At 68.9% G+C, this 23,556-nt stretch carries 25 protein-coding genes; 9 read left to right on the top strand and 16 right to left on the bottom strand.

All coding sequences use genetic code 11. The annotated features are described in order from the left end of the window. The first annotated feature begins 150 nt into the window (after window positions 1–150). The 8 genes from KIT25_17490 to KIT25_17525 all read left to right on the top strand — a co-directional run bounded on the left by KIT25_17490 (window position 151) and on the right by KIT25_17525 (window position 6,468). Complete coding sequence (locus KIT25_17490; GenBank protein ID UYN97971.1) at window positions 151–399, top strand: BrnT family toxin; 249 nt, start codon at window positions 151–153, stop codon at window positions 397–399. Next, window positions 299–658 (top strand): BrnA antitoxin family protein, encoded by a 360-nt coding sequence (locus tag KIT25_17495; protein ID UYN93833.1) that lies wholly within the window; start codon window positions 299–301, stop codon window positions 656–658. Before KIT25_17490 ends, KIT25_17495 begins: the two co-directional genes overlap by 101 nt. Window positions 659–692: 34 nt before the next feature. After that, window positions 693–1,157, top strand: a complete 465-nt coding sequence (locus KIT25_17500) for a carboxymuconolactone decarboxylase family protein (GenBank protein ID UYN93834.1) — start codon at window positions 693–695, stop codon at window positions 1,155–1,157. Beyond that, on the top strand, window positions 1,154–2,818 hold the full coding sequence (gene alsS / locus KIT25_17505) for an acetolactate synthase AlsS (GenBank protein UYN93835.1): 1,665 nt from the start codon (window positions 1,154–1,156) through the stop codon (window positions 2,816–2,818). The genes KIT25_17500 and alsS overlap by 4 nt, the downstream gene beginning before the upstream one ends. Window positions 2,819–2,916: 98 nt before the next feature. After that, a complete protein-coding gene (locus tag KIT25_17510; protein UYN93836.1) occupies window positions 2,917–3,564 on the top strand; it encodes a TetR/AcrR family transcriptional regulator in 648 nt (215 codons plus the stop codon). Window positions 3,565–3,583: 19 nt separating this feature from the next. Next, on the top strand, window positions 3,584–4,597 hold the full coding sequence (locus KIT25_17515) for a TRAP transporter substrate-binding protein (protein UYN93837.1): 1,014 nt from the start codon (window positions 3,584–3,586) through the stop codon (window positions 4,595–4,597). Between the two features lie 7 nt (window positions 4,598–4,604). Then, complete coding sequence (locus KIT25_17520; protein ID UYN93838.1) at window positions 4,605–5,132, top strand: TRAP transporter small permease; 528 nt, start codon at window positions 4,605–4,607, stop codon at window positions 5,130–5,132. A 16-nt stretch (window positions 5,133–5,148) separates the two neighbouring features. Continuing rightward, window positions 5,149–6,468 (top strand): TRAP transporter large permease, encoded by a 1,320-nt coding sequence (locus KIT25_17525; GenBank protein UYN93839.1) that lies wholly within the window; start codon window positions 5,149–5,151, stop codon window positions 6,466–6,468. Here KIT25_17525 and KIT25_17530 read toward each other — a convergent pair. From KIT25_17530 to KIT25_17550, 5 genes are all read right to left on the bottom strand, one after another. Then, window positions 6,465–7,085 carry a TetR/AcrR family transcriptional regulator gene (locus tag KIT25_17530; protein ID UYN93840.1) on the bottom strand — a complete coding sequence of 207 codons (621 nt, stop codon included), beginning with the start codon at window positions 7,083–7,085 and terminating at the stop codon, window positions 6,465–6,467. The two genes, KIT25_17525 and KIT25_17530, sit on opposite strands and share 4 nt — an antisense overlap. Before the next feature lie 6 nt (window positions 7,086–7,091). Continuing rightward, a complete protein-coding gene (locus KIT25_17535) occupies window positions 7,092–7,514 on the bottom strand; it encodes an ester cyclase (protein ID UYN93841.1) in 423 nt (140 codons plus the stop codon). Between the two features lie 116 nt (window positions 7,515–7,630). Beyond that, window positions 7,631–8,839 (bottom strand): 3-hydroxybenzoate 6-monooxygenase, encoded by a 1,209-nt coding sequence (locus KIT25_17540; GenBank protein UYN93842.1) that lies wholly within the window; start codon window positions 8,837–8,839, stop codon window positions 7,631–7,633. Then, a complete protein-coding gene (locus KIT25_17545; GenBank protein ID UYN93843.1) occupies window positions 8,826–10,040 on the bottom strand; it encodes a CoA transferase in 1,215 nt (404 codons plus the stop codon). Before KIT25_17545 ends, KIT25_17540 begins: the two co-directional genes overlap by 14 nt. A gap of 18 nt (window positions 10,041–10,058) precedes the next feature. After that, window positions 10,059–11,198 (bottom strand): NADH:flavin oxidoreductase/NADH oxidase, encoded by a 1,140-nt coding sequence (locus KIT25_17550; GenBank protein UYN93844.1) that lies wholly within the window; start codon window positions 11,196–11,198, stop codon window positions 10,059–10,061. Between the two features lie 79 nt (window positions 11,199–11,277). On the opposite strand from KIT25_17550, the gene KIT25_17555 reads away from it, so the two are divergent. Continuing rightward, window positions 11,278–12,984: an amidohydrolase family protein gene (locus tag KIT25_17555; GenBank protein ID UYN93845.1), complete on the top strand. Its 1,707-nt coding sequence runs from the start codon at window positions 11,278–11,280 to the stop codon at window positions 12,982–12,984. A 101-nt stretch (window positions 12,985–13,085) separates the two neighbouring features. Here the strand turns inward: KIT25_17555 and urtE are convergent, their stop codons facing one another. From urtE to ureC, 11 genes are all read right to left on the bottom strand, one after another. Beyond that, window positions 13,086–13,781, bottom strand: a complete 696-nt coding sequence (gene urtE / locus KIT25_17560; protein UYN93846.1) for an urea ABC transporter ATP-binding subunit UrtE — start codon at window positions 13,779–13,781, stop codon at window positions 13,086–13,088. A 2-nt stretch (window positions 13,782–13,783) separates the two neighbouring features. Continuing rightward, a complete protein-coding gene (gene urtD / locus KIT25_17565) occupies window positions 13,784–14,536 on the bottom strand; it encodes an urea ABC transporter ATP-binding protein UrtD (GenBank protein ID UYN93847.1) in 753 nt (250 codons plus the stop codon). Further along, window positions 14,533–15,642 carry an urea ABC transporter permease subunit UrtC gene (gene urtC, locus KIT25_17570; protein ID UYN93848.1) on the bottom strand — a complete coding sequence of 370 codons (1,110 nt, stop codon included), beginning with the start codon at window positions 15,640–15,642 and terminating at the stop codon, window positions 14,533–14,535. Before urtC ends, urtD begins: the two co-directional genes overlap by 4 nt. After that, window positions 15,639–17,252 carry an urea ABC transporter permease subunit UrtB gene (gene urtB, locus KIT25_17575; GenBank protein UYN93849.1) on the bottom strand — a complete coding sequence of 538 codons (1,614 nt, stop codon included), beginning with the start codon at window positions 17,250–17,252 and terminating at the stop codon, window positions 15,639–15,641. Before urtB ends, urtC begins: the two co-directional genes overlap by 4 nt. Window positions 17,253–17,331: 79 nt before the next feature. Continuing rightward, window positions 17,332–18,624 carry an urea ABC transporter substrate-binding protein gene (urtA, locus tag KIT25_17580; protein UYN93850.1) on the bottom strand — a complete coding sequence of 431 codons (1,293 nt, stop codon included), beginning with the start codon at window positions 18,622–18,624 and terminating at the stop codon, window positions 17,332–17,334. 90 nt (window positions 18,625–18,714) lie between these two features. After that, window positions 18,715–19,284, bottom strand: coding sequence for a HupE/UreJ family protein (locus KIT25_17585; protein UYN93851.1), 570 nt, complete (start codon window positions 19,282–19,284; stop codon window positions 18,715–18,717). 26 nt (window positions 19,285–19,310) lie between these two features. After that, window positions 19,311–19,928, bottom strand: coding sequence for an urease accessory protein UreG (gene ureG / locus KIT25_17590; GenBank protein UYN93852.1), 618 nt, complete (start codon window positions 19,926–19,928; stop codon window positions 19,311–19,313). A gap of 2 nt (window positions 19,929–19,930) precedes the next feature. Beyond that, window positions 19,931–20,350 carry a DUF3995 domain-containing protein gene (locus KIT25_17595; protein UYN93853.1) on the bottom strand — a complete coding sequence of 140 codons (420 nt, stop codon included), beginning with the start codon at window positions 20,348–20,350 and terminating at the stop codon, window positions 19,931–19,933. Continuing rightward, the gene (locus KIT25_17600; GenBank protein ID UYN93854.1) at window positions 20,347–21,027 is read right to left on the bottom strand and encodes an urease accessory protein UreF; all 681 of its coding nucleotides are present in this window, start codon (window positions 21,025–21,027) and stop codon (window positions 20,347–20,349) included. Before KIT25_17600 ends, KIT25_17595 begins: the two co-directional genes overlap by 4 nt. Further along, on the bottom strand, window positions 21,008–21,496 hold the full coding sequence (locus tag KIT25_17605) for an urease accessory protein UreE (protein UYN93855.1): 489 nt from the start codon (window positions 21,494–21,496) through the stop codon (window positions 21,008–21,010). The genes KIT25_17600 and KIT25_17605 overlap by 20 nt, the downstream gene beginning before the upstream one ends. After that, window positions 21,496–23,547, bottom strand: a complete 2,052-nt coding sequence (gene ureC, locus KIT25_17610) for an urease subunit alpha (protein UYN93856.1) — start codon at window positions 23,545–23,547, stop codon at window positions 21,496–21,498. The genes KIT25_17605 and ureC overlap by 1 nt, the downstream gene beginning before the upstream one ends. Between the last annotated feature and the right edge of the window lie 9 nt (window positions 23,548–23,556).

A 23,556-nucleotide genomic window follows, 5' to 3' on the forward strand; every position in this document is an offset into this window, starting at 1 on the left:
CAACGCAGTGGTTCCGCTTTCGTTGCATCCCTCCCATCAAGATCGGCCGCCCACAAGTGTCGGCTTGCGCGTGCCGCCTTCTTATGTACATACAATTTCATAGGTACGCAGATGCGGTTCGAATGAGATCCGGCCAAGGCCCGGGCAAACCTGGCAAAGCACGGAGTCTCCTTCGAGCTTGCGACCCGGGTGTGGGACGATCCGCTGCACGTCATCCTTCCGGATCGGCTGGTCGATGGTGAACAATGCTGGCACGCGATCGGTGTCGTGAGGTCAATTACTTTGCTGGTGGTGGTGCATGTCTATCCGAAAGGCGAAGAAGCGGGAGTTGCGAGGATCATCGGGGCACGAAGGGCGACGCCGCACGAGCGGCGGCGCTACGAAGACGAGGCCCTTTAGCGTCGCCGAGCGCAGGCAGCTCACCCGTCTGGCGGCCATGCCCGACGATGAGATCGACACGACGGACATTCCAGAAGCGCCTGAGGAGAACTGGCGACTGGCACGGCGTGGCGAGCTCTACAAACCGATTAAACAGCCCGTGACCATTCGGTTGGACTCCGACATCGTTGCCTGGTTCAAGGCGCGCGGCCGGGGGCGTGGCTACCAGACCGAAATCAACAGCGCGCTTCGGAAATACGTAGCCAACCGCAGCCGGTAGTCGGGCTACACTCCTGCAAACAGCAGGAGGCCCCGTGGCAGATACCGATCCCCGGCACGACGAACATTCCGCCGCCTACCAGCGCGGCATGGCGCAGATCCGCAAGCAGCTCGGGCCGATGGCCGACGCCTACATCCGCAACATCAAGGCGCTGGCGCCGGAGTTCGCCTGGGTCAACGTCACCTTCCCGTTCGGCGAGCTCTATCCGCGCCAGGTGATCGACCTCAAGACGCGCGAGATGTGCACCGTGGCGGCGCTCACCGTGCAGGGCTTCGCGCTGCCCGAGCTCAAGCTGCACGTCAAGGCGGCGCTGCGCAGCGGCGCCTCGCGCGCCGAGGTGGCCGAGATCATCACCCAGATGATCGCCTATTGCGGCTTTCCCGCCGCCACCAATGCGCTGATGACCATGAAGCAGGCGTTCGACGAGCTCGACGCCGCGGCGCGGAAGCCCGCGCGGAAGAAGGGCACGCGCAAACCCGCGCGCGGGAAGCGCACGTGAGCGCCGCGCAGAACGGCGCCCGGCTGCTGGTGCGCCATCTCGAGGCGCAGGGCGTCGAGTACGTGTTCGGCATCCCCGGCGCCAAGATCGACCCGGTGTTCGATGCGCTGGTCGATTCGAAGATCAGGACCGTGGTGTGCCGGCACGAGCAGAACGCCACCTTCATCGCCGGCGGCCTGGGCCGGCTGACCGGCAAGGCGGGCGTCGTGCTGGTGACCTCGGGCCCGGGCTGCTCCAACCTCGTGACGGGGCTCGCGACGGCCAGCACCGAGGGCGACCCGGTGGTGGCGCTGGGCGGCTCGGTGCCGGTCGCGGTGCGGCTCAAGCAGACGCACCAGAGCATGGACACCGTGGCGATGATGCGGCCGGTGACCAAATACTCGGCCGAGATCGATTCGCCTCTCGCCATCTCCGAGGCGCTGGCCAACGCCTTCCGCGCCGCCGAGAGCGGCCGGCCGGGCGGCGCCTTCCTCAGCCTGCCCAAGGACGTGATGCTGGCCGACGCAGCCGGGCCGGTGCTGGCGCCGGCGCCGCGGATCCGGCTGGGCGCCGCCGATGCCGCGGCGATCGCCGCCGCGGCAAGGATGATCGACGCGGCGCGCGCGCCGGTGATCGTGCTCGGCATGCTGGCGAGCCGGCCGCGCGCCACCGAGGCGATGCGCGTGCTGCTGTCGCGCACCCGCATCGCCGTCGTCGGCACCTACCAGGCCGCCGGCATCGTGCCGCGCGAGCGGCTCGACTGCTTCGGCGGCCGGGTCGGGCTGTTCCACAACCAGCCGGCCGACCGCCTGCTCGACGCCGCCGACCTGGTGATCACGGTGGGCTTCGACCCGGTCGAGTACGACCCGGCGCTGTGGAACGCCCATGCCGGCGCCGGCCGCAAGCTGATCCATCTCGACTGCGTCCCGGCCGACACCGACCGCGACTACCGGCCCGACATCGAGCTGACCGGCGACATCGCCGCCACCCTGCTGGCGCTGTCGGCCGCGCTGGCGCCGCGCGAGCGCGCCGCCCAGCAGGACATCCTCGCCGAGATCCGCGCGGGCTTCGCCGCGCTCGCCGCCGAAGCCACCAGGCACGGCGGCACGCCGGTCCATCCGCTGCGGATCGTGCATGCGCTGCAGGAGCTGCTCGACGAGGGCGCCACGCTCTGCTCCGACATGGGCTCGTTCCACATCTGGATGGCGCGCCATCTGCTGGCGCACCGGCCGCGCCAGATCCTGATCAGCAACGGCCAGCAGACGCTGGGCGTCGGCCTGCCGTGGGGCATGGCGGCCTGCCTCGCCGATCCGTCGGCCAAGGTGATCTCGGTGTCGGGCGACGGCGGCTTCCTGTTCTCCGCCGTCGAGCTCGAGACGGCGGTGCGCCTGAAGTGCAACCTCGTCCACCTGGTGTGGATCGACGGCGGCTACGACATGGTCGCCATCCAGGAGAAGGCGGCCTACGGCCGCGAATCGGGCGTGCGCTTCGGGCCGGTCGACGTGGTGAAGTTCGCCGAATCGATGGGCGCGCACGGCCTCACGATCGCATCGCCCGACCAGGTCCTGCCGGCCCTGCGCCAGGCGATGGCGATGCCGGGGCCGGTCATCGTCGGCGTGCCGGTCGACTACGGCGACAATCCCAAGCTGATCGCCGCCATGCACGCCGACGTCATTCACTAGCGCGCGCGGCGACCCTCCCTTTCGTCGCTTGATCGCCAGGGCTGGATAATTTACGTTGTAAAAAATAGGGCGCGTCGAGAGCTCTGGGAAAGGGGAGGATGCCGCGAGGCCTGAGCGATGCCGAGATCGCCAAGTTCCGGGCGCGCCTGTGCAAGGCGGCGGTGCGGCTGTTCGCGCGCGAGGGCCTGCCGGGCGTGACCATGCGCCGGCTGGCAGCCGAGCTCGGCTGCTCGCCGATGACGCCCTACCGCTACTTCCGCGACCATCAGGACATCGTCGCGGCGGTGCGAGCCGATGCCTTCCGGCGCTTCGCCGACCTCCTGGAGGAGGCCTATGCCGCCGAGACCGATCCGGTCGCGCGCGCGCGCGCCGTCGGCCGCACCTTCCTCGGCTTCGCCTGCGACGAGCCCGACCTCTATCGGCTGATGTACGACGTCGGCCAATCCGACGAGGCCAGCTACCCCGAGCTGACGCGGCACCGCGCGCGCGCGCGCGAGGTGATCGTGCGCCAGAACGCGGCGTTGATCGACGCCGGCCTGCTGGAGGGCGACCCGGTGGAGCTCAGCCATGTCATGTGGGCGAGCACGCACGGCGCCATCATGCTCCATCTCGCCGGCATCCTGCCGCCCGACCTGCCGCTGCAGTCGCTGTTCGAGAGCGCGCTGCGGATGATCAACCGCAGCGCCCGGCCGCGCGCCGTCCGCCGCCCCGCCACTGCCACGACCCGCCGGCCCGCGCGCCGGTAACCGACCAAGGAGGACCGTCATGAACTTCAAACCGCTCGCCACGACGCTGCTGGCCGCCGCGTTGGGCCTTTCCGCCGCCGCCCAGGCGCAGGACACCGTGCGCCTGAAGCTCGGCCACTTCCTGCCGCCGCAGTCGATGACCCACACCGACCTCTTCGTGCCGATGGCGGAGCGGGTCAAGAAGGAGTCCGGCGGGCGCCTGGAAATCCAGCTCTTCCCGGGCGGCACGCTGGGCCGCAATCCGGCGCAGCAGCTCCAGCTCGTGCTCGACGGCGTCCTCGACATCTCCTTCATCGTGCAGAGCTACACGCCGGGCGAGTTCCCCGACAACTCGCTGCTCGAGCTGCCGCTCGTCATCCGCACCACGCGCGAGGCCGCCCTCGCCCACCAGCGCCTGTTCGAGCGCGGCCTGCTGCGCGGCTACGACAAGGTCAAGGTGCTGGGGCTGGCGACGACCTCGGCCTACAACCTCCAGCTCGCCTTCCCCTACAGCGCCCTGCCGGACCTGAAGGGCAAGAAGATCCGCGCCGCGACCTCGATCCAGTCGGAGATCATCACCGCACTCGGTGCGACGCCCGTCGGCAGCATCGCCGTCACCCAGACCGCCGAGTCGCTGAGTCGCCGGCTGATCGACGGCACCCTGCTGGGCTGGGAGTCGATGAACAGCTTCCGCGTCACCCCGGTGACCACTCACCACGTCATGGTGCCGCTCGGCGTCACGCCGGTCATGATCGCCATGAACAAGCAGCGCTACGAGGGCCTGCCGCCCGACCTGCGCAAGGCGATCGACGGAATCACCGGTGAATGGATCGCCGAGAACATCGCGAAGAACTACGACATCGTGGGCGCGAAGTCGCTGGCCGACGCCAAGGCCACCGGCCGCAACACCATCATCGAGCTCGACGCCAAGGAGCGCGCCGAGTGGGAGAAGACGCTGATGCCGATCGTCGAGAAGTGGAAGAACGAGCACGCCAACGGCAAGGCGCTGTTCGCCGCGCTCGAGGAGGAGCTGAAGAAGCTCCGCGCCAGGTGAGCCCGACATGAGCGGACGACTGCTGCGGCTGCTCGAACGGGTGCGCGAGGGCAGCCGCCGTCTCGCCTGGCTGGCGGTGCTGGCCCTGCTGGTGATCTCGCTCGCCGTCAGCCTCGACGTCGCGCTGCGCTTCCTGTTCGACGCGCCGATCCACGGCCTCGAGGACATCGTGGCGCTCGCGCTGATCGTCGCGGTGGTCGCCTGCTTCCCGGCGGGCTTCGCGCTCGGCAGCAACATCACGGTGCGTTTCGCCGGCCGGGCATTGGGGCGGCGCGGGCATGCCTGCCTCGAGAGCTTCGGCCAGTTCGTCGCGCTCGCCTTCATCGCCGCGGTCGCCTGGCAGCTCGTCGTCAACATCGCCGACGTGGGCGGCCGCACGACCTTCATGCTGCAGTGGCCGGTCGCGCCGGCGTGGTACGCCGCGGCGGCGCTCGCCTCGCTGGCGGCGCTGGCGCAGGCGCTGGTGGCGCTCTGCCACCTGATGGCGGCGATCACCGGCGCGCCGTCACCCGACGCCGAAAGCTCCGCCCTCTGACCCGGCCCCGCTCCCGATGGACCCGACCCTGATCGTCGTCGCCGGCCTCGCCGGCATGTTCGTCCTGATCGCCCTGCACGTGCCGATCGGCGTCGCCATGGCGGCGACCGGGCTGGCCTGCTTCGCCCTGCTCGAGAACGACCTCGGGCGGGCCTTCTCCATCCTCAAGACCGAGAGCGTCAGCGCGCTGTCGAGCCTGGAGCTGGCGGTGATCCCGCTGTTCCTGCTGATGGGCGGCTTCGCCTCGGCGAGCGGCATGTCGAGCGACCTGTACCGGCTCGCCCAGGCCTTTCTCGGCCATCTGCGTGGCGGCCTGGCGATCGCCACCATCGGCGCCTGCGCGGGCTTCGGCGCGGTCAGCGGCTCGTCGATCGCCACCGCCGCGACGATGACCCGGGTGGCCCTGCCGGAGATGCTGCGGCGCGGCTACAGTCCGCGGCTCGCCGCCGGCGCGATCGCCGGCGGCGGCTCGCTCGGCATGCTGATTCCGCCGTCGATCCTGATGGTGCTGTATGCCGTGCTGACCGAGCAGTCGGTGCTCAGCATGTTCGCGGCCGCCGTCATTCCGGGCCTGGTCACGGTCGTCTACTACATGGTGGCGATCGCCGTGTACGTGCGGCTGCAGCCGCAGGCCGGACCGGCCACCGAGCGGGCGGGCTGGCGCCAGCGCGGCGAGGCGACGGCGCGCAGCTGGCGCGTCGTGGCACTGGCCGCCCTGGTCAGCGGCGGCATCTACGGCGGCGCCTTCACCGTCAACGAGGCCGCCGCGATCGGCGCCGGACTCGCCTTCCTCTTTTACGTGACTGGCGCGCGCGCCGGCCGCGGCAGCCTGACCGGGGTGCTGGGCGACACGGCGGCGACCACGGCCATGCTGTTCGTCGTCATCATCGGCGCCTCGACGATGTCCTACTTCGTCACCCTGTCGGGCGCGCCCGGCCTGCTGGTCGCGTGGATCCAGGCGCAGGACCTGCCGCCGTTGCTGGTGATCTTCCTGCTGGCGGCGATGTTCATCGTCATCGGCAGCGTGTTCGACACCACGGCCGGCATGGTGATCACCCTGCCGTTCGTCTATCCGCTGGTCATCGGGCTCGGCTACGACCCGGTGTGGTGGGGTCTGGTGATGATCGTGCTGATCGAGACCGGCATGATCACGCCGCCGATCGGACTCAACGTCTTCGTGCTGCACGGCATGGCGCCGCAGGTGCCGCTTTCGACGATCTTCCGCGGCGTCGTGCCCTTCTTCCTGGCCGACCTCGCCCGCCTGGCGACGTTCATCCTTCTGCCCGACCTCGTGCTCTGGCTGCCCCGGCAACTGGGGCTGGCGAGCTACCTCTAGGACGGCGGTCCCGCGGATCGCCGTGCCGCCTCGACCAGCACGCGGATCGCCCAGCGCTTGACCGCGCGCGCCTCCGCAGGGTCGATCTGCAGCACGTCGCGCACGACCACCATGCCCTCGCTGCCGACGATCAGGGCGAGCGCCTTGACGAGCCGGTCGCGCGCGCCGGGCGCGAGCTCCTGCTTCGCCGGTTCGAGCGCCGCCTCGATCAGGTCGGTGCGACGGTTCTGCCGGCGCGGCAGGTCGCCGACGACGGCCCGCTGCAGCGATTGCGCCAGCATCAGTCGCATGCCGCGCTCGTTGCCGAGGAAGACCTCCTGCAGGGCGTCGTCGACCTTCTCCAGCCGCGCCACCGGATCGTCGGACGCGTCGCCCTCGAAGAGCCGCTCCGGCCCGAGCGTGGCCTGGTCGATCACGGCCTCGACCAGCAGCGCCTCGAGACTGGGGAAGTAGCGATAGGCGGTGGCGCGCGACACCATCGCGGCGAGCGCGATCTCCTCCAGGCTCGGCACGCGGCCGCCGGCCATCAGCCGCGCCGCCGCGCCCAGCAGATCCTTGCGCGTGCGCCGGCGCTGGTTGGCCCGCCCGCCCGCGTCGTCCGCATCGCGGCGCGGCATGGCGCGTCAGGCCGGTGCGAGCTGGCGCTGGATCGCGGCGAGGTCGATCCAGACGTTCTCGCGCCTGATGTCGCCCGACGGCGCGAACTCGACGACATGCAGCAGCCGGAACTCGAGCGGGCGGTTGGCGCCGTCGAGACCGAACGGCCGGCCGGGCGCGCGGCCGCGCCACACCGATTCGTCGACCAGGAAGTCCGCGCCGTAGAGCCGCTTGCGGCATTCGACCTTGCCGTCGGCGAGATCGGCGAACAGGGTCTCGTAGAACGGCCGCGCCGCGGCCGGACCACGCGTCGGTCCGGTCGGCCAGCCGACGATGTCGTGCTCGACGTCGGGGGTGAAGGTCGTCAGCACGCCTTCGACGTCGTCCGCGGCCTCGAAGCCGAAATGCTCGTCCATTTTGCGGTCCATGTCCGCGCGGCTCAGCGCCATCCTCGACGTCCTTTCTATGGTAGGAGCAGCGCCGATTAATGAGACTTGTGTCTCATGTCAAGAATTTAACCCAGGGTGTGGGATGGATTCGTGGACTCGGGCGAAAAGGCGAATGTTCACAAGGATTTGCCAGTCCACGGCCCGGTGGACTCCGGCAGGACTCCGTAGATCCAGTCCAGCGCGTCGAGCCACTCGTCCTGGCTCTTGGCGCGCATGATCGAATTGCGCAGCGCGGCGTGCGGTCCGGCCGGGTGATAGACGTGGTCGCCCATGGCACGCGAGGTGAGCTGCACGCGCGCGGTGCGCAGGACGCGGCGGTCGCGATAGTTGGCGAGGCCGGCGGGCAGGTCGTCGTCCACCGCGGCCAGCGAATCGGCGAGGCAGACGGCATCCTCCATCGCCATGCAGGCGCCCTGCGCCATGTATTGCAGCATCGGGTGCGCGGCGTCGCCGAGCAACGCCACCCGGCCGTCGATCCAGCCGTGCACCGGCTCGCGATCGCACAACACCCACATCCGCCAATCCTGGCCGTGGCGGATGATGGTCTGCGCGCGCTCGCAGACGTGAGCGAAGCCGCGCGCCACCTCCTCGATCGACACCGGCTTGCCGGCGACCGGCTCGGGCGCGTCGTTGTGGTAGGTCACCACGAGGTTGAACACTTTCCAGCCCGACAGCGGATAGTGGACAATGTGGCACTTCGGCCCGGCCCACAGCGTGGCGGCGTTCCAGCGCAGATCCTCGGGCATGCGCTCAGTCGGGATCACCGAGCGGTAGGTGGTGTGGCCGGAGACACGCGGCGGGCCGTCGCCCACCACCTGGCGGCGGACGTTGGACCACAGGCCGTCGGCGCCGACCAGCGCCGCGCCCGGGACGCGATCGCCGCCCGCGAGGATCGCGGTGACGCCACCGCCATCCTGGTCGTAACCCGTGACCTCGCTCGACGTCCTGAGCTCGATCAGCGGATGGTCGCGGCAGCCCTCGAGCAGCACGCCGTGCAGATCGCCGCGATGGACCACGGCATAGGGATTGCCGAAGCGGGCGCGGAACTTCTCGCCGAGATCGATGTGGCAGATCTCGCCGTCCTCGATCGCGTCCATCAGGCGCAGCTTGTCGATATAGACCGCCATGCCGCGCGCCGCCGCGCCGACGCCGAGGCGGTCGAAGCAGTGGAAGGCGTTGGGACCGAGCTGGATGCCGGCACCGATCTCGCCGAGCCGGCTCGCCTTCTCCAGCACCAGCGAGGCGATGTCCCTCTGCGCCAGCGCCAGCGCGGTGGCGAGGCCGCCGATGCCGCCGCCGGCGACGAGGACCCTATTTCGGTCCACCGACCACCCTGGCGTCGCGCAGGCGCGCGATCTCGTGGTCGGGCAGGCCGAGGATGCCCGACAGGATCTCGTCGGTGTGCTGGCCGAGCCGCGGCGCGGGTCTCGGTGCCTCGCGCGTGAAGCTGCCGAATTGCAGCGGGCTCGCCGCCACCGGATAGGCGCCGATGCCGGGCTGGTCGATCACCGTGAACATGGGATTGTCGCGCACCGCGTCCCTGTCGGCGGCCAGCTCGCGGAAGGTGAGATACGGCGCCCACAGCGCGCCCGCCTTCCTGAGTGCCGCGCTCACCTCGTCGGCGGTGTGCGCCGCCACCCACGGCTCGATCACGGCGCAGAGGCTGGCGCGCGCGTTCCAGCGGCCGGCATCGGTCTTGAGATCGACGCCCGCCTCGGTCTCGAGCCGCGCGAACGCCTCGGCGAAGCCGCCGGCGGCGGCCAGCGCGTCGACGTGGCGGTCGGAGAAGATGCAGATCATCACATGGCGGCCGTCCTTCGTCCGGAAGTCGCGGCCGAAGGTGCCGAAGATCTCGTTGCCGTAGCGCGGCCGGTCGACCCGGTTGACGACGGCCTCGCCGATGTAGCCGAGCGCCGAGGTCGCCGCGAGCGCCATGTCCTGCAGCGGCAGCACGATGCGCTGGCCCTTGCCGGTCAGCCGGCGGTGCCGCTCGGCGGCGAGGATCGCCAGGGCGCCGGCATAGGCGGTGGCGAGATCCCACGGCGGCGCCACCGCATTGACCGGCCGGTCGTGGCCGACCGGGCCGCTCACCATCGGGAAGCCGGTGATGGCGTTCACCGTGTAATCGACATTGGCCGTGCCGTGACGGTCGCCGACGATGTTCAGCGCGATCAGGTCAGCGCGTCTTTTCGCCAGCTCCTCGTAGGAGAGCCAGCCGCGCGCCGGCATGTTGGTGGTGAAGATACCCGCGCCCTCGCCGGGGGCGGCGATCAGCGCCGTGAGGAGCTCGCGGCCCTTCGGGTTGCGCAGGTCGACGGCGATCGAGCGCTTGCCCTTGTTGAGGCCCGCCCAATAGATCGACGTGCCGTCCTTCGTGACCGGCCAGCGGTCGCTGTCGAGGCCGCCGGCGATGTCGTCGAAGCGGATCACGTCGGCGCCGAGCTGCGCCAGGGTCATGCCGCCCAGCGGGGCGGCGATGAAGGCCGAGCCTTCGACGATGCGAAGGCCCGCGAGAATGCCGGTCATGTGCGTTTCCGTGTCTTCTTATGATCTTGCCGCTTTTGCCTTGTCGGGCAGGTTGTTCCTGCGCTTGTCGAGCCACCAGCCGTATTCCGGCGTCCACATGTCGAAAGCCTCGTCGCAGCCCAGCTCCTGCGCCGCGTGCAGCGCCCAGAACGGGTCGTAGAGCGCCTGCCGGCCGATCGCGACCAGGTCGGCGTCGCCCGCCTGCAGAATCGCCTCGGCCTGCGGCCCGTCGAGGATCAGGCCGACCGCCATGGTCGGGATGCCGGCGCCGCGCTTCACCGCCGCGGCGAACGGCACCTGGAAACCGAGCGTGCGCTTGACCGGCAGCGCGGTCGACAGCCCGGTGAGGCCGCCCGACGAGGTGTCGACGACGTCGATGCCGATCGCCTTCAGCTCCCTGGCGTAGGCGACCGTATCGTCGACATCCCAGCCGCCCGCGCCGTCGACTGCCGAGACGCGGATGAACATCGGCTTGTGCGCGGGCCAGGCCTCGCGCACGGCGCGCGCCGCGGCGAGCGGGAAGCGCATGCGGCCGGCACGATCGCCGCCGTACTGGTCGTTGCGCTGGTTGCTGATCGGCGACAGGAATTGGGCGAGCAGGTAGCCGTGCGCGCCGTGGATCTCGACCACGTCGTAGCCGGCGGCGTCGGCACGCCGTGCCGCCTGGCCGAACTTCCGCACGATGTCGTCGATCTCGTCGGTGGCGAGCTGCCTCGGCGTGACGTAGCCCTCGCCGGCGGCGAGCGGCGACGGTCCGACCAGCTCCCAGCGCTGCCAGCCCGCCCCTTGCGGCCCGAGCTGGCCGGGCTTGTCGAAGGAGCGTGGTGTCGATCCCTTGCGGCCGGAATGGGTGATCTGCGTGGCGGCGAGCGATCCTTCCTGCTTGAGGAAGCGCACCAGCCGCTTGTGGCCCTCGATCTGGCCGTCGTCCCACAGGCCGAGATCGCCCTGCGTGACGCGGCCGCGCGGCTCGACGGCGCAGTTCTCGGTGAAGACGATGCCGAACCTGCCGAGCGCGAACTTGCCGAGATGGACCAGATGGTAGTCGTTCACTTGGCCGTCGGTAGCGCGATACTGCACCATTGGCGAGACGACCGCGCGGTTGGGGGCCGTGACGCCGCGCAGCGTGAGCGGCGTGAAGAGGAGCGGCTTTTGCAAGGGTCGTGCTCTCCGGGGGAATGGCTCGGTTCGGCCGCGACCATAGACCGTCCGATGGCCCACGGCCTATCCTCCGGCCATGTTTGACCTCGTCATCCGAAACGGAACCGTGATCGACGGCTCGGGCGCACCGCGCCGCATCGCCGATGTTGCAGTGCAGGACGGCCGCGTCGCCGAGGTGGGGCCGAAGCTCGGCCCCGGCCGGCGCGAGATCGACGCGTCGGGACTGCTGGTGACGCCGGGCTTCGTCGACATCCACACGCATTACGACGGCCAGGCGACCTGGGATCCCTTCATCACGCCCTCGTCGTGGCACGGTGTGACGACCACCGTGTTCGGCAATTGCGGTGTCGGCTTCGCGCCGGTGCGGCGCGGCGCCTCGGGCTACCTCATCAACCTGATGGAGGGCGTCGAGGACATACCCGGCTCGGTGCTGGCCGAGGGCGTGAAGTTCGACTGGGAATCCTTCCCCGACTATCTCGATGCGCTGGCGGCGATGCCGCGCGCGGTCGACGTGGCGGCGCAGCTGCCGCATGGCGCGTTGCGCTTCTACGTCATGGGCGAGCGTGGCGCCGACCATGCCGAGATGCCCGACCAGGGCGAGCGCGAGGAGATGACGCGGCTCGTGGAGGAGGCGCTGCGCGCCGGCGCGCTCGGCGTCACCACCTCGCGCACGACCAAGCACAAGGCCCGGGACGGCCGCTTCACGCCGTCGCTCTCGGCGCGCGAGGCCGAGCTGTTCGCGCTGGCCGACGGCATGCGGCGCGCCGGCTCGGGCGTGCTGCAGGTCAACTCCGACTTCGGACCGGGCGAGTTCGAGGCGCTCGACGCGGCGGCGAAGCTCGCCGGCCGTCCCCTCTCCTGCCTGCTGGTCCAGGTCGACGCCCAGCCGACGCTGTGGCGCGAGACGCTCGACCAGATCCGCGGCGTGCGCCGCACCGGCCGCGCCGCCAACGCCCAGGTCGGGTCGCGGCCGATCGGCGTCATCATGGGCCTCGAGACGACCGTGCATCCTTTCGCCGGCCATCCGGCCTGGCTCGAGATGCGCGGGCTCACGCCCGCCGAGCGCTTCGCCCGTTTGGCGGGCGACGCGGCGCTGCGCCGCCGCCTGGTCGAGGAGCCGGCGCATGACGGCCCGCGCGCCTTCATGGCCGATGCCTTCCACAAGATGTTCCCGATCGGTGCCCGGCCGGACTACGAGCCCGACGCGGCGACCTCGGTGAAGGCGCTCGCCGAGCGCGCCGGCCGCACGGCCCGGGAGGTGGCGCTCGAGGCGATGATGGCCGACGACGGCAAGGGACTGCTGATGCTGCCCTTCGAGAACTACGCCTACGGCAATCTCGACGTGGTGCACGAGATGATCACGGACGACGCCACCGTGCTGGGCGTGGCCGACGGCGGCGCCCATGTCGGCGTGATCTGCGACGCCTCCTCGCCGACCTCGCTGCTCACCCTGTGGAGCCGCGATCGTTCACGCGGCCCCAGGGTGCCGCTCGAATTCCTGGTGGCCAAGCAGGCGCGCGGCACGGCCGAGGCCTACGGGCTGCGCGACCGCGGCCTGCTGGCGCCCGGCCACAAGGCCGACATCAACGTGATCGATTTCGACTCGCTGGCGCTCAGGCGCCCGGAAGTGGTTTACGACCTGCCGGCCGGCGGCCGCCGCCTGGTGCAGCGCGCCTCGGGCTACCGCCACACCTTCAACTCAGGCGTCGAGACGGTGCGTGACGGCGAGCTGACCGGCGCACGGCCGGGCCGACTGGTGCGCGGCGCCCAGACCCCGTCCTAAAGCGCGATGACTTTTCATTGAATCAACTCGCCGGCCCGGCACATGCGCCGCTTCGCTGCGAGCGCCGGGCCGACGAGCAAAGCAAAAGTCATCGCGCTCAGTCAAACCGTCATGTGGCGGCGCACAGCCTCGCCATCGAAGGTCTCGCGCGTTCCCGACATCACGATCTCGCCGCGATCCATGACGGCGAACTCGTCGGCGAGTTCGTGGGCGAAGTCGAGATACTGCTCGACCAGCAGTATCGCCATGTCGCCGCGCTGGCGCAGGAAGGTGATGGCGCGGCCGATATCCTTGATCACCGAGGGCTGGATGCCCTCCGTCGGCTCGTCGAGCACCAGGAGCTTGGGCCGCATGGTGAGGGCGCGGCCGATCGCGAGCTGCTGTTGCTGGCCGCCCGACAGGTCGCCGCCACGACGCCTGAGCATCGACTGCAGCACCGGAAAGAGCTCGAACACCTCGTCCGGCACCTTCTTCTGATCGCGCGGCAAGGGCGCGAAGCCGGTCTCGAGGTTTTCCTTCACCGTCAGCAGCGGGAAGATCTCGCGGCCCTGCGGCACCAGCGCGACGCCGCGCCGGGCGCGTTCGTAGGCCGGCAGCCTCGACATGTCCTGCCCGTCGAGCGCAATCGAACCCGAGGCGATCGGCTGCAGGCCGCAGATCGCGCGCAGCAGGCTGGTTTTGCCGACGCCGTTGCGGCCGAGCAGGCACGTCACCTTGCCGATCGAGGCGCCGAGCGAGACCGAGCGCAACGCCTGCGCGGCGCCATAGTAGAGATCGACGTTCCGGACCACGAGCATGGCTAGCGTCCGAGATACACTTCGACGACGCGCGGGTCGGCGCTGACCTGGTCAAGCGTGCCCTCGGCCAGCATCGACCCCTCGTGCAGCACCGTCACCTTGACGCCGAGCGCGCGCACGAAGCTCATGTCGTGCTCGACCACGACGACGGAATGCGTGCGGTTGATCTCGCGCAGCACCTGTGCCGTGGTCTCGGTCTCGACGTCGGTCATGCCGGCGACCGGCTCGTCGACCAGCAGCAGCTTGGGATCCTGCGCCAGCAGCATGCCGATCTCGAGCCACTGCTTCTGGCCGTGGCTCAGCCGCGCGCCCAGCGTGTGCCGCTGGTCGGCGAGCCGGATGACGGCCAGGATCTCCTCCAGTCGCGCATTCTCGGCCCGGGTCGGCTGGGACAGCAGCAGGCGGTACCAGCTCCGGTGGCCGGCCAGCGCCAGCAACAGGTTGTCGCGCACGGTGTGGTTCTCGAACACGGTCGGCTTCTGGAACTTGCGACCGATGCCCAACGTGGCGATGTCGGTTTCGTCGAGCTTGGTGAGGTCGGCCTTGCCGTCGAACACGACCTCGCCCTCGTCGGGCCGTGTCTTGCCGGTGACGACGTCCATCATCGTCGTCTTGCCCGCGCCGTTGGGGCCGATGATGGCGCGCATCTCGCCCGGCTCGACCAGCAGCGAGAGGTTGTTCAGCGCCTTGAAGCCGTCGAACGAGACGGTGACGCCGCTGAGATAAAGAAGAGCCGAGGTGCTCTTGGCCGTCATGTCGCGCCGGCCCTGGCTTTGCGACCACGAATCTGGCCCCACAGGCCGACCACACCCTTGGGCAGGAACAACGTCACCGCGATGAACAGGGCCCCCAGTGCGAACAACCAGATCTCCGGGATGGCGCCGGTCAGGTAGGTCTTCGCCCAATTGACCAGGAAGGCGCCGACCACCGGTCCGATCAGCGTGCCGCGGCCGCCGACGGCGACCCACAGCACCGCCTCGATGGAGTTGCCGGGCGAGAATTCGCTGGGGTTGATGATGCCGACCTGCGGCACGTAAAGCGCGCCGGCGACACCCGCCATGGCCGCCGACAGGACGAAGACGAAGAGCTTGTAGCCCTCCACGCGGTAGCCAAGGAAACGCATGCGGCTTTCCGCGTCGCGCACCGCCGTCAGCGCCTTGCCGAAGCGCGAGCCGACCACCGCGGCCGACATCACCAGGAAGGCGGCGACCATCAGCGCCGAGGCGAAGCAGAGCGCGGCGCGCGTGCCGTCGGCCTGCACGGAGAAGCCGAGGATGTCCTTGAAGTCGGTCAGGCCGTTGTTGCCGCCCAGTCCCATGTCGTTCCTGAAGAAGGCCAGCATCAGGGCAAACGTCATCGCCTGGGTGATGATCGAGAGATAGACGCCGGTGACGCGACTTCTGAAGGCGAACCAGCCGAGCGCGAGGGCGAGCACGCTCGGCACCAGCACGACCATGACGGCGGCGAACCAGAACATGTCGAAGCCGTGCCAGAACCAAGGCAGCGTCTTGTAGTTCAGGAACACCATGAAGTCGGGCAGGACCGGGTTGCCGTAGACGCCGCGGCTGCCGATCTGGCGCATCAGATACATGCCCATGCAGTAGCCGCCGAGCGCGAAGAACGCGGCATGGCCGAGCGTGAGTATGCCGCAATAGCCCCACACCAGATCGACGGCGAGCGCCAGCGCGGCATAGCAGAGGTACTTGCCGATGAGTTGCAGCACCCAGGCCGGCACGTGGAACGGGCTGGCGGGCGGCACGAACTGGTTCAACAGCGGCAGCACGATGCCGATCGCCAGCACCAACAGCACGAAGAGCTGGAGCTTGCGGTCCATGCCCTGGATCAGGAATCGCGTGATCATTCCACCGCGCGTCCCTTCAGCGCAAACAACCCGCGCGGCCGTCGCTGGATGAACAGGATGATGAACACCAGCACCAGGATCTTGCCCAGCACCGCGCCGGCGTAGGGTTCGAGGAATTTGTTGACGATGCCCAGTGCCGTCGCGCCCACCAGCGTACCGAACAGGTTGCCGACGCCGCCGAACACCACCACCATGAAGGAATCGATGATGTAGCCCTGACCGAGATTGGGGCTGACATTGTCGATCTGGCTCAGCGCCACGCCGGCCAGGCCGGCGATGCCGGAGCCCAGACCGAAGGTCAGCGCATCGACGCGCGGCGTTCGGATGCCCATGGCCGAGGCCATCGGCCGGTTCTGGGTGACGGCGCGCATGTAGAGGCCGAGCGGCGTCTTGCGCAACACCAGGATCAGGGCGACGAACACCAGGAGGGCGAAGACCACGATCCAGAGGCGACCGTAGGTCACTGTGATCTGGCCGACCTGGAAGGCGCCCGACATCCAGGACGGAGCACCGACCTCGCGGTTGGACGAGCCGAAGATCGAGCGCACGGCCTGCTGCAGGACCAGCGAGAGGCCCCAGGTGGCGAGCAGCGTGTCGAGCGGACGGCCGTAGAGGAAGCGGATGATGCCGCGCTCGATGGCGATGCCGACGGCACCGGCCACCACGAAGGCGAGCGGCAGCGCGATGACGAGCGACACGTCGAACAGGTGCGGCGCCGACGTGCGGATCACCTCCTGAACGACGAAGGTGGTGTAGGCGCCCAGCATCACCATCTCGCCATGCGCCATGTTGATCACGCCCATGGTGCCAAAAGTGATGGCGAGGCCAATGGCGGCGAGAAGCAGGACGGAACCGAGCGAGATGCCGTACCAGACGTTCTGCGCCGCCCCCCAGGCGGCGAGCGTCTGGCGCACCGAGGCCGCCGCCGCCTGGGCCGCCGCCTTGACGTCCGGATCGGTTGAATTGTTGGCGGCGCCCTGCAGCACGGAGAGCGCCTCGCGGTCTCCTCGGCGCTCGATCACGCCAAGCGCGTCGAGCTTCTGGGCCTTGGGCGCGTCTGAGACGAGCAGGACTGCGGCCCGCGCCTCGGCGAATGCCGCCTTGATCCTGGCGTCCTTCTCGGCCGCAATGGCGGCGTCGAGCGCACCGAGCGCCGCCGGATCAGGGCGCTTGAGCAGAGACTCAGCGGCGCCGCGGCGCACGCGCGGCTCGGGGCTCATCAGGGTGAGCGACCCGACGGCCGCCTCGATGACGCCGCGCAACCGATTGTTCACGCGCACCCGATCGAGCTCACCTTCGCTCGCACTGCCGGCCGGGTTGCCTGACACCGCCTCGCTCAACGCGAGCTTGCCGCCATCGGGCTTGCCGATGACGACTATCTGGTCGGACTTGCGGACGTAGAGCTGGCCGGCGCCCAGGGCTTCGAGGACGGGCGCGGCGCGTCCCTCGCCCGATGCGGCGAGGGCATTGATGGCGGTCTCGCGGTCGCCGAAGCCGCCCTTGGTCAGGTTGCCGACGAGGGTCGGCAAGTCGGCGGCGAGCACGGACCCGGCAAGCAGGAGGGAGCAGATCGCCGCGAACAGACCCCCGAATAGACGCAAGCGATGCATGGCCTGGATGACTTAGCGTTAAGACGGGAACGGGGCGACTCGAAAGTCGCCCCGCCCTGTGAGTTGACGGTGCGAGGACCTACTTGCCCTTGCCGCCGCACTTGCCCGTGGCGACGTTGAAGTTGCCGCAGTTCATGGGCTTGCGCCAATCGGCGATCAGGTCCTTGGAGTCCGGCAGGTAGTCGGACCACTCGTCGCCGACGACCAAGCCGGAAGTCTGCCACACCACGTCAAACTGGCCGTTGGCCTGGATCTCGCCGATCAGGACCGGCTTGGTGATGTGATGGTTCGGCATCATGGTCGAGTAGCCGCCCGACAGGTTCGGCACCGACACGCCGATGATGGCATCGATCACCGCGTCGGGATCGGTCGTGCCGGCCTTCTTCACCGCCTCGACCCACATGGCGAAGCCGATCACATGGGCTTCCATCGGGTCGTTGGTCACGCGCTTGGGATTCTTGGTGAAGGTCTGCCAGGTCTTGATGAAGGCTTCGTTGGTCGGGTTCTTGACCGACTGGAAGTAGTTCCAGGCGGCGAGGTGGCCGACCAGGGGCTTGGTGTCGACGCCCGCGAGTTCCTCCTCGCCGACCGAGAAGGCGACGACCGGGATGTCCTTGGCCTTGATGCCGGCGTTGCCCAGCTCCTTGTAGAACGGCACGTTGGCATCGCCGTTGATGGTCGAAACGACCGCCGTCTTCTTGCCGGCCGAGCCGAACTTCTTGATCTCCGCCACGATCGACTGCCAGTCGGAGTGACCGAACGGCGTGTAGTTGATCATGATGTCTTCCTGCTTGACGCCCTTTGCCTTGAGATACGCCTCGAGGATCTTGTTGGTCGTGCGCGGATAGACGTAGTCGGTGCCGGCCAGGACCCAGCGCTGCACCTTCTCGTTCTCCATCAGGTAGTCGACGGCCGGAATCGCCTGCTGGTTCGGCGCCGCGCCTGTGTAGAAGACGTTGCGCTGGCTCTCCTCGCCCTCGTACTGCACCGGGTAGAACAGCAGGCCGTTCAGCTCCTCGAACACCGGCAGCACCGACTTGCGGCTGACCGAAGTCCAGCAACCGAACACCGCCGCGACCTTCTCCTTCTGCAGGAGTTCGCGCGCCTTCTCGGCGAACAGCGGCCAGTTCGACGCCGGATCCACGACGACGGCTTCGAGCTTGCGGCCCAGCACGCCGCCCTTCTTGTTCTGCTCCTCGATCAGCATCAGCATGACGTCCTTCAGCGTGGTCTCGCTGATCGCCATGGTGCCCGACAGAGAATGAAGGATGCCGATCTTGATCGGCGCCCCCTGCGCGAACGCGCCGGTCGCGGCGCCGGCCACCAGGCCGGCCGCGACGAGCCCCGTCCGAATCATCGAACCCAACTTCATCCCGCTCTCCTTGTTCCTTCGACGGAAGCCCCGCCAAAGCCGCGGAAAGCGAAGATCGTGCCAACGGTCCTGTGGATAATCTCGAGAGCCTTAGTGAGCCGCTAGAATGAAGGCGCCACCGGCAACGATCAGGCCACCCAGGGTGCGCATGCCGAAGTCGCCCACAAGCCGTTGTGCTGCCATACCGAGCCCCAGGCCGATGGCATGGAGCGCGGCGGTGGCCAGCAGGAAGCCCAGCACATAGCGGCCCGTGTCCGATCCGGGGGCCTCGAGCGCGTGGGCATAGCCGTGGAGGATGGCAAACAGCCCCACCACGATCATGGCGATGTTCACCGGCAGCCGGACGGCGGCGGCGGCGAGGCCACCCACCAAGAAAACGGAAGCGACAATCCCCGCTTCTACAAAAGGCAGTTTTGTGCCTGCAAATCCGGCAGCTGCCCCCAAAGCCATCATCGTCACGAACGCCAGCGGAACGAGGTAGGCTGCCGACGGACGCTTCGTCGCCAGGAATGCCGCCCACATGCCGGTGCCGACCATCGCCAACAGGTGATCGATCCCCGTGAAGGGGTGCGCGAACCCCGAGGCCGCATGGCCCGAATGCGCCATGGCCGGACTTCCGGCGAAGAGCAGGGCGACACTGAGACCGACGATACGCAACATCTGCATTTCTCCCCTCGAAGGCCGGCCTACCGTGCCGGAAGGCCCCCCTGCCGGACGATGAAAGCGGCGATGTCATCGACGCCCTTGTTCTCCTTGAGATTGGAGAACAGGAACGGCCGCTGTCCGCGCATTCTTCGCGCGTCACGGTCCATCACGTCAAGATTGGCGCCGACCAGCGGCGCCAGGTCGATTTTGTTGATGACCAGCAGATCGGACCGCGTGATTCCGGGCCCGCCCTTGCGCGGGATTTTCTCGCCGGCGGCCACGTCGATGACGTAGATCGTGAGATCGGCGAGCTCGGGCGAGAAGGTAGCCGCAAGGTTGTCGCCGCCTGACTCGACGAACACGATCTCGAGTTCGGGCCACTGGCGGACGATATCGGAGACCGCGGCGAGGTTGATCGAGGCGTCTTCGCGGATCGCCGTGTGCGGGCAGCCGCCGGTCTCGACGCCGACGATGCGCTCCGGCGCAAGCGCCCCGGCGCGCGTCAGGAACTCGGCATCCTCCTTCGTATAGATGTCGTTGGTGACGACGGCGATGTCGTAGGCGTCGCGCATCCGCTTGCACAGCCGCTCGACCAGAGCGGTCTTGCCCGATCCGACCGGACCGCCGACGCCGACGCGCAGGGGACCTCGCAATTCCATGCTCAATACTCCCGTTCCAAGAGCGCCACGAAACCCGTCGCCAGCACCATGCAGATCGGCGCGTAGAGACGCCTGTCGCGCGTGGCGAAGGGCTCGGCCGGGAAGGAGCGACGCCAGCGCGGACTGTAGGCGGCCAGGCCGCGCATGAAAAAGACCGCGGCGATGACGATGCGGCCGGTCAGCACGATCGGATCCTCCGGCCAGGCCAGGATCAACCACGGCCAGGCGGCGACGACCACGAGGAGGACGGCAACCGCATGGCACGCCCAGGCCGACGGCATGCGGCTCTGCCCCGTGCCGACGACGGTCCGGGCGAGTTCGGCCTCGCTCGACGCCGGCCACAGGCCGCCTCGCCCCCAGTAGACATGGAGCGCCGCGATGGCGAGCAGCATGGCCGACAGCAACAGGGCGAGCGCGATCACGAGCGGAAAAGCCGGGTGTACTGCGTCTCGTGGCGCAGCGAACACCAGTCGAGCAACGGCGTGGCCGTGCCGACTTCGTCGAGATCGGCGACGGCCACGGCCGCATCGGCGGTGGCGCGCACGGCGCCTTCGAGAGCCGCCAGCGCGAGCTGACCGTCGCTTTGTCCAAGCGGCACGGAACGGATGGCGGCCGAGATCAGGTTGGCGGTGAAGGCATGCAGGTAGCCGCCGAGCGCCGATTCGAGCGCGATGCCGTGCGCCGCTGCGGCGAGCGCCACCGCGACCGGCAGCGCCAGCTCGTCGCCCGCCTCGTGCAGATCGGGATGCGGCCAGGCGGTGCGTGTGATCGACAGGAACGAGCCGCCCTGCTGGCGCGATTCGAGCGCCATCTCCGATGTGCCGCGCCATGCCGCCGCGCGCTCGGCGACGGCGTGGAACAAAGGCCAGTCCTTCGAGGTCGCGGCACGCCAGGCGGCGGCGAACAGCGCGCCGTCGACGCAGCCCGTGCCGTTGCGCAGGACCGTGTCGAGCCAGGCGATCAGCGTGGCGCGATCCTTGATGACGCCCTCCTCCACCGCGGTCTCGATGCCATGGCTGTAGGAGAAGGCGCCGATCGGATAGGCGGGCGAGAGCCAGGCGAGCAGGCGGTAGAGCGAATCAGCCATGGCGTCCGCCATGCAGTGAGCCGTGACGATGCCCCGGATCGTGATTGTGCTGGCCGTACGCACCGCCCTCGGGATCGAACGGCGAGCGCACCTTGCGCACCTCGGCGCCGAGGCCCTTCAACATGTCGACGATGACATGATCGTCGCGGATCAGGATGCGGTCGCCCTCGATCTGCGCCGGCAGGTGACGGTTGCCGAGATGCCAGGCGAGCCGAGCGAACGAAGCTGCATCGCGCCCTCTCACCTCGACGAGGTCTTCCTCCGCCGCCCTCACCTCGACGAAGCCGCCCTCGGCGAGTTTCAGACCGTCGCCGCCGTGCAACACCACCGGCTCGACGAGATCGAGCAGGAAGTCGAGCCCGCCGTCGCCCAGCATGCGCAGCCGCCGCCGATAGCGGTCGTCGAACAGCAGGGTGACGCTGTCGACGCGCTCGGCGGCGGGCCAGCGGCCAGACCGCACGATTTCGATGGCGCGCTTCATCAGAACAGGAAGTAGCGCTGCGCCAGAGGCAGCACCTTGGCAGGATCGCAGGTCAGGAGCTCGCCGTCGGCACGCACCTCGTAGGTCTCGGGATCGACCTCGATCTTCGGGCAGAGCGCGTTGTGCACCATGTCCTTCTTGCCGATCCTGCGCGTTCCCCTGACCGCCGCGAGCGGACGGCTCAACCCCCACTTCTTCGCGATGCCCTTGGCGACACCGGCCTGGCTCGTGAACAGTACCGGGCTCGCCACCAGGCTCCGGCCGAAGGCGCCGAACATCGGCCGGTAATGCACCGGCTGCGGCGTCGGAATCGAGGCGTTGGGATCACCCATCGGCGCGGCGACGATGCTTCCTCCGATCAGCACCATGTCGGGCTTGGCGCCGAAGAAGGCTGGCGACCAGATCACCAGGTCGGCGCGCTTGCCGACCTCGATCGAGCCGACATGGCGCGCGATGCCGTGGGTGATCGCGGGGTTGATGGTGTACTTGGCGACGTAGCGCTTGGCGCGGACATTGTCGTTGTCGCCCTGCTCCTCCTTGAGGCGCCCGCGCTGCTTCCTCATCTTGTCGGCGGTCTGCCAGGTGCGGATCACGACTTCGCCGACCCGGCCCATCGCCTGGCTGTCCGACGACATCATGGAGAAGGCGCCCATGTCGTGCAGGATGTCCTCGGCCGCGATCGTCTCCTTGCGGATGCGCGACTCGGCGAAGGCCACGTCCTCGGGGATGCGCGCGTCGAGATGGTGGCAGACCATCAGCATGTCGAGGTGCTCGTCCACGGTGTTGACCGTGTAGGGCATCGTCGGATTGGTCGAGGACGGCAGCACGTTCTTCTCGCCGCACAGGCGGATGATGTCGGGCGCATGGCCGCCACCGGCGCCCTCGGTATGGAACGTCGCGATGGCGCGGCCCTTGAAGGCTGCCCGCGTCGTCTCGACGAAACCCGACTCGTTCAGCGTATCGGTATGGATCGCCACCTGGACGTCCATGCGGTCGGCGACGGTGAGGCAGTTGTCTATGGCGGCGGGCGTTGTGCCCCAATCCTCATGCAGTTTCAGCCCGCAGGCGCCGCCCTCGACCTGCTCCTTGAGGGCGGCGGGCTTGCTGGTGTTGCCCTTGCCGAAGAAGCCGAGATTCATCGGCAGGCCTTCCGCGGCCTGCAGCATGCGGCCCATATGCCACGGCCCGGGGGTGACGGTGGTGGCGAGCGTGCCGTGCGCGGGGCCGGTGCCGCCGCCCAGCATGGTCGTCACGCCGCTGTAGAGCGCGTCGTCGACCTGCTGCGGGGCGATGAAATGGATATGGCAGTCGATACCGCCCGCGGTGACGATCTTGCCTTCGGCCGCGATCGCCTCGGTGCCGGGGCCGATGACGATGTTCACGCCAGGCTGGATGTCGGGATTGCCGGCCTTGCCGATGGCGGCGATCTTGCCGTCCCTGAGGCCGATGTCGGCCTTCACGATCCCCCAATGATCGAGGATCAGGGCGTTGGTGATCACGGTGTCGACCGCGCCCTGCGCACGGGTGCGCTGGCTCTGGCCCATGCCGTCGCGGATCACCTTGCCGCCGCCGAACTTCACCTCCTCGCCATAGGTCGTGTGATCCTTCTCGACCTCGATGACGAGGTCGGTGTCGGCAAGCCGCACCTTGTCGCCCTTGGTCGGGCCGAACATGCCGGCGTAGGCGGCGCGCGAGATGCGCGTCGGTCCCTCGTTCGACGGGCCGACCTTGGCGATAGGCCCGAGCTTGCCCGAGACCCTGGCCTGGAAGCCGTGGCTCTCGCGCGATCCGAGGTAGGGAGTGAGCCGAACCGTACGCGACTGGCCCGGCTCGAAACGCACGGCGGTGCCCGCGGCAATGTCGAGCCGCATGCCCTTGGCGCGCTTGCGGTCGAAATTCAGCGCCTCGTTGGTCTCGAAGAAATGATAGTGGCTGCCGACCTGGATCGGCCGGTCGCCGGTATTGGCGACTTCGAGCGTGATGGAGTTGCGGCCCTTGCCCGTATTGAGCTCCAGTTCGCCCGCCGCCGGGAGAATCTCACCTGGTTTCATGGCGCGCGC

Origin of the sequence: Enhydrobacter sp. (assembly GCA_025808875.1) — a bacterium.
Classification (GTDB): Bacteria; Pseudomonadota; Alphaproteobacteria; order Reyranellales; family Reyranellaceae; genus Reyranella.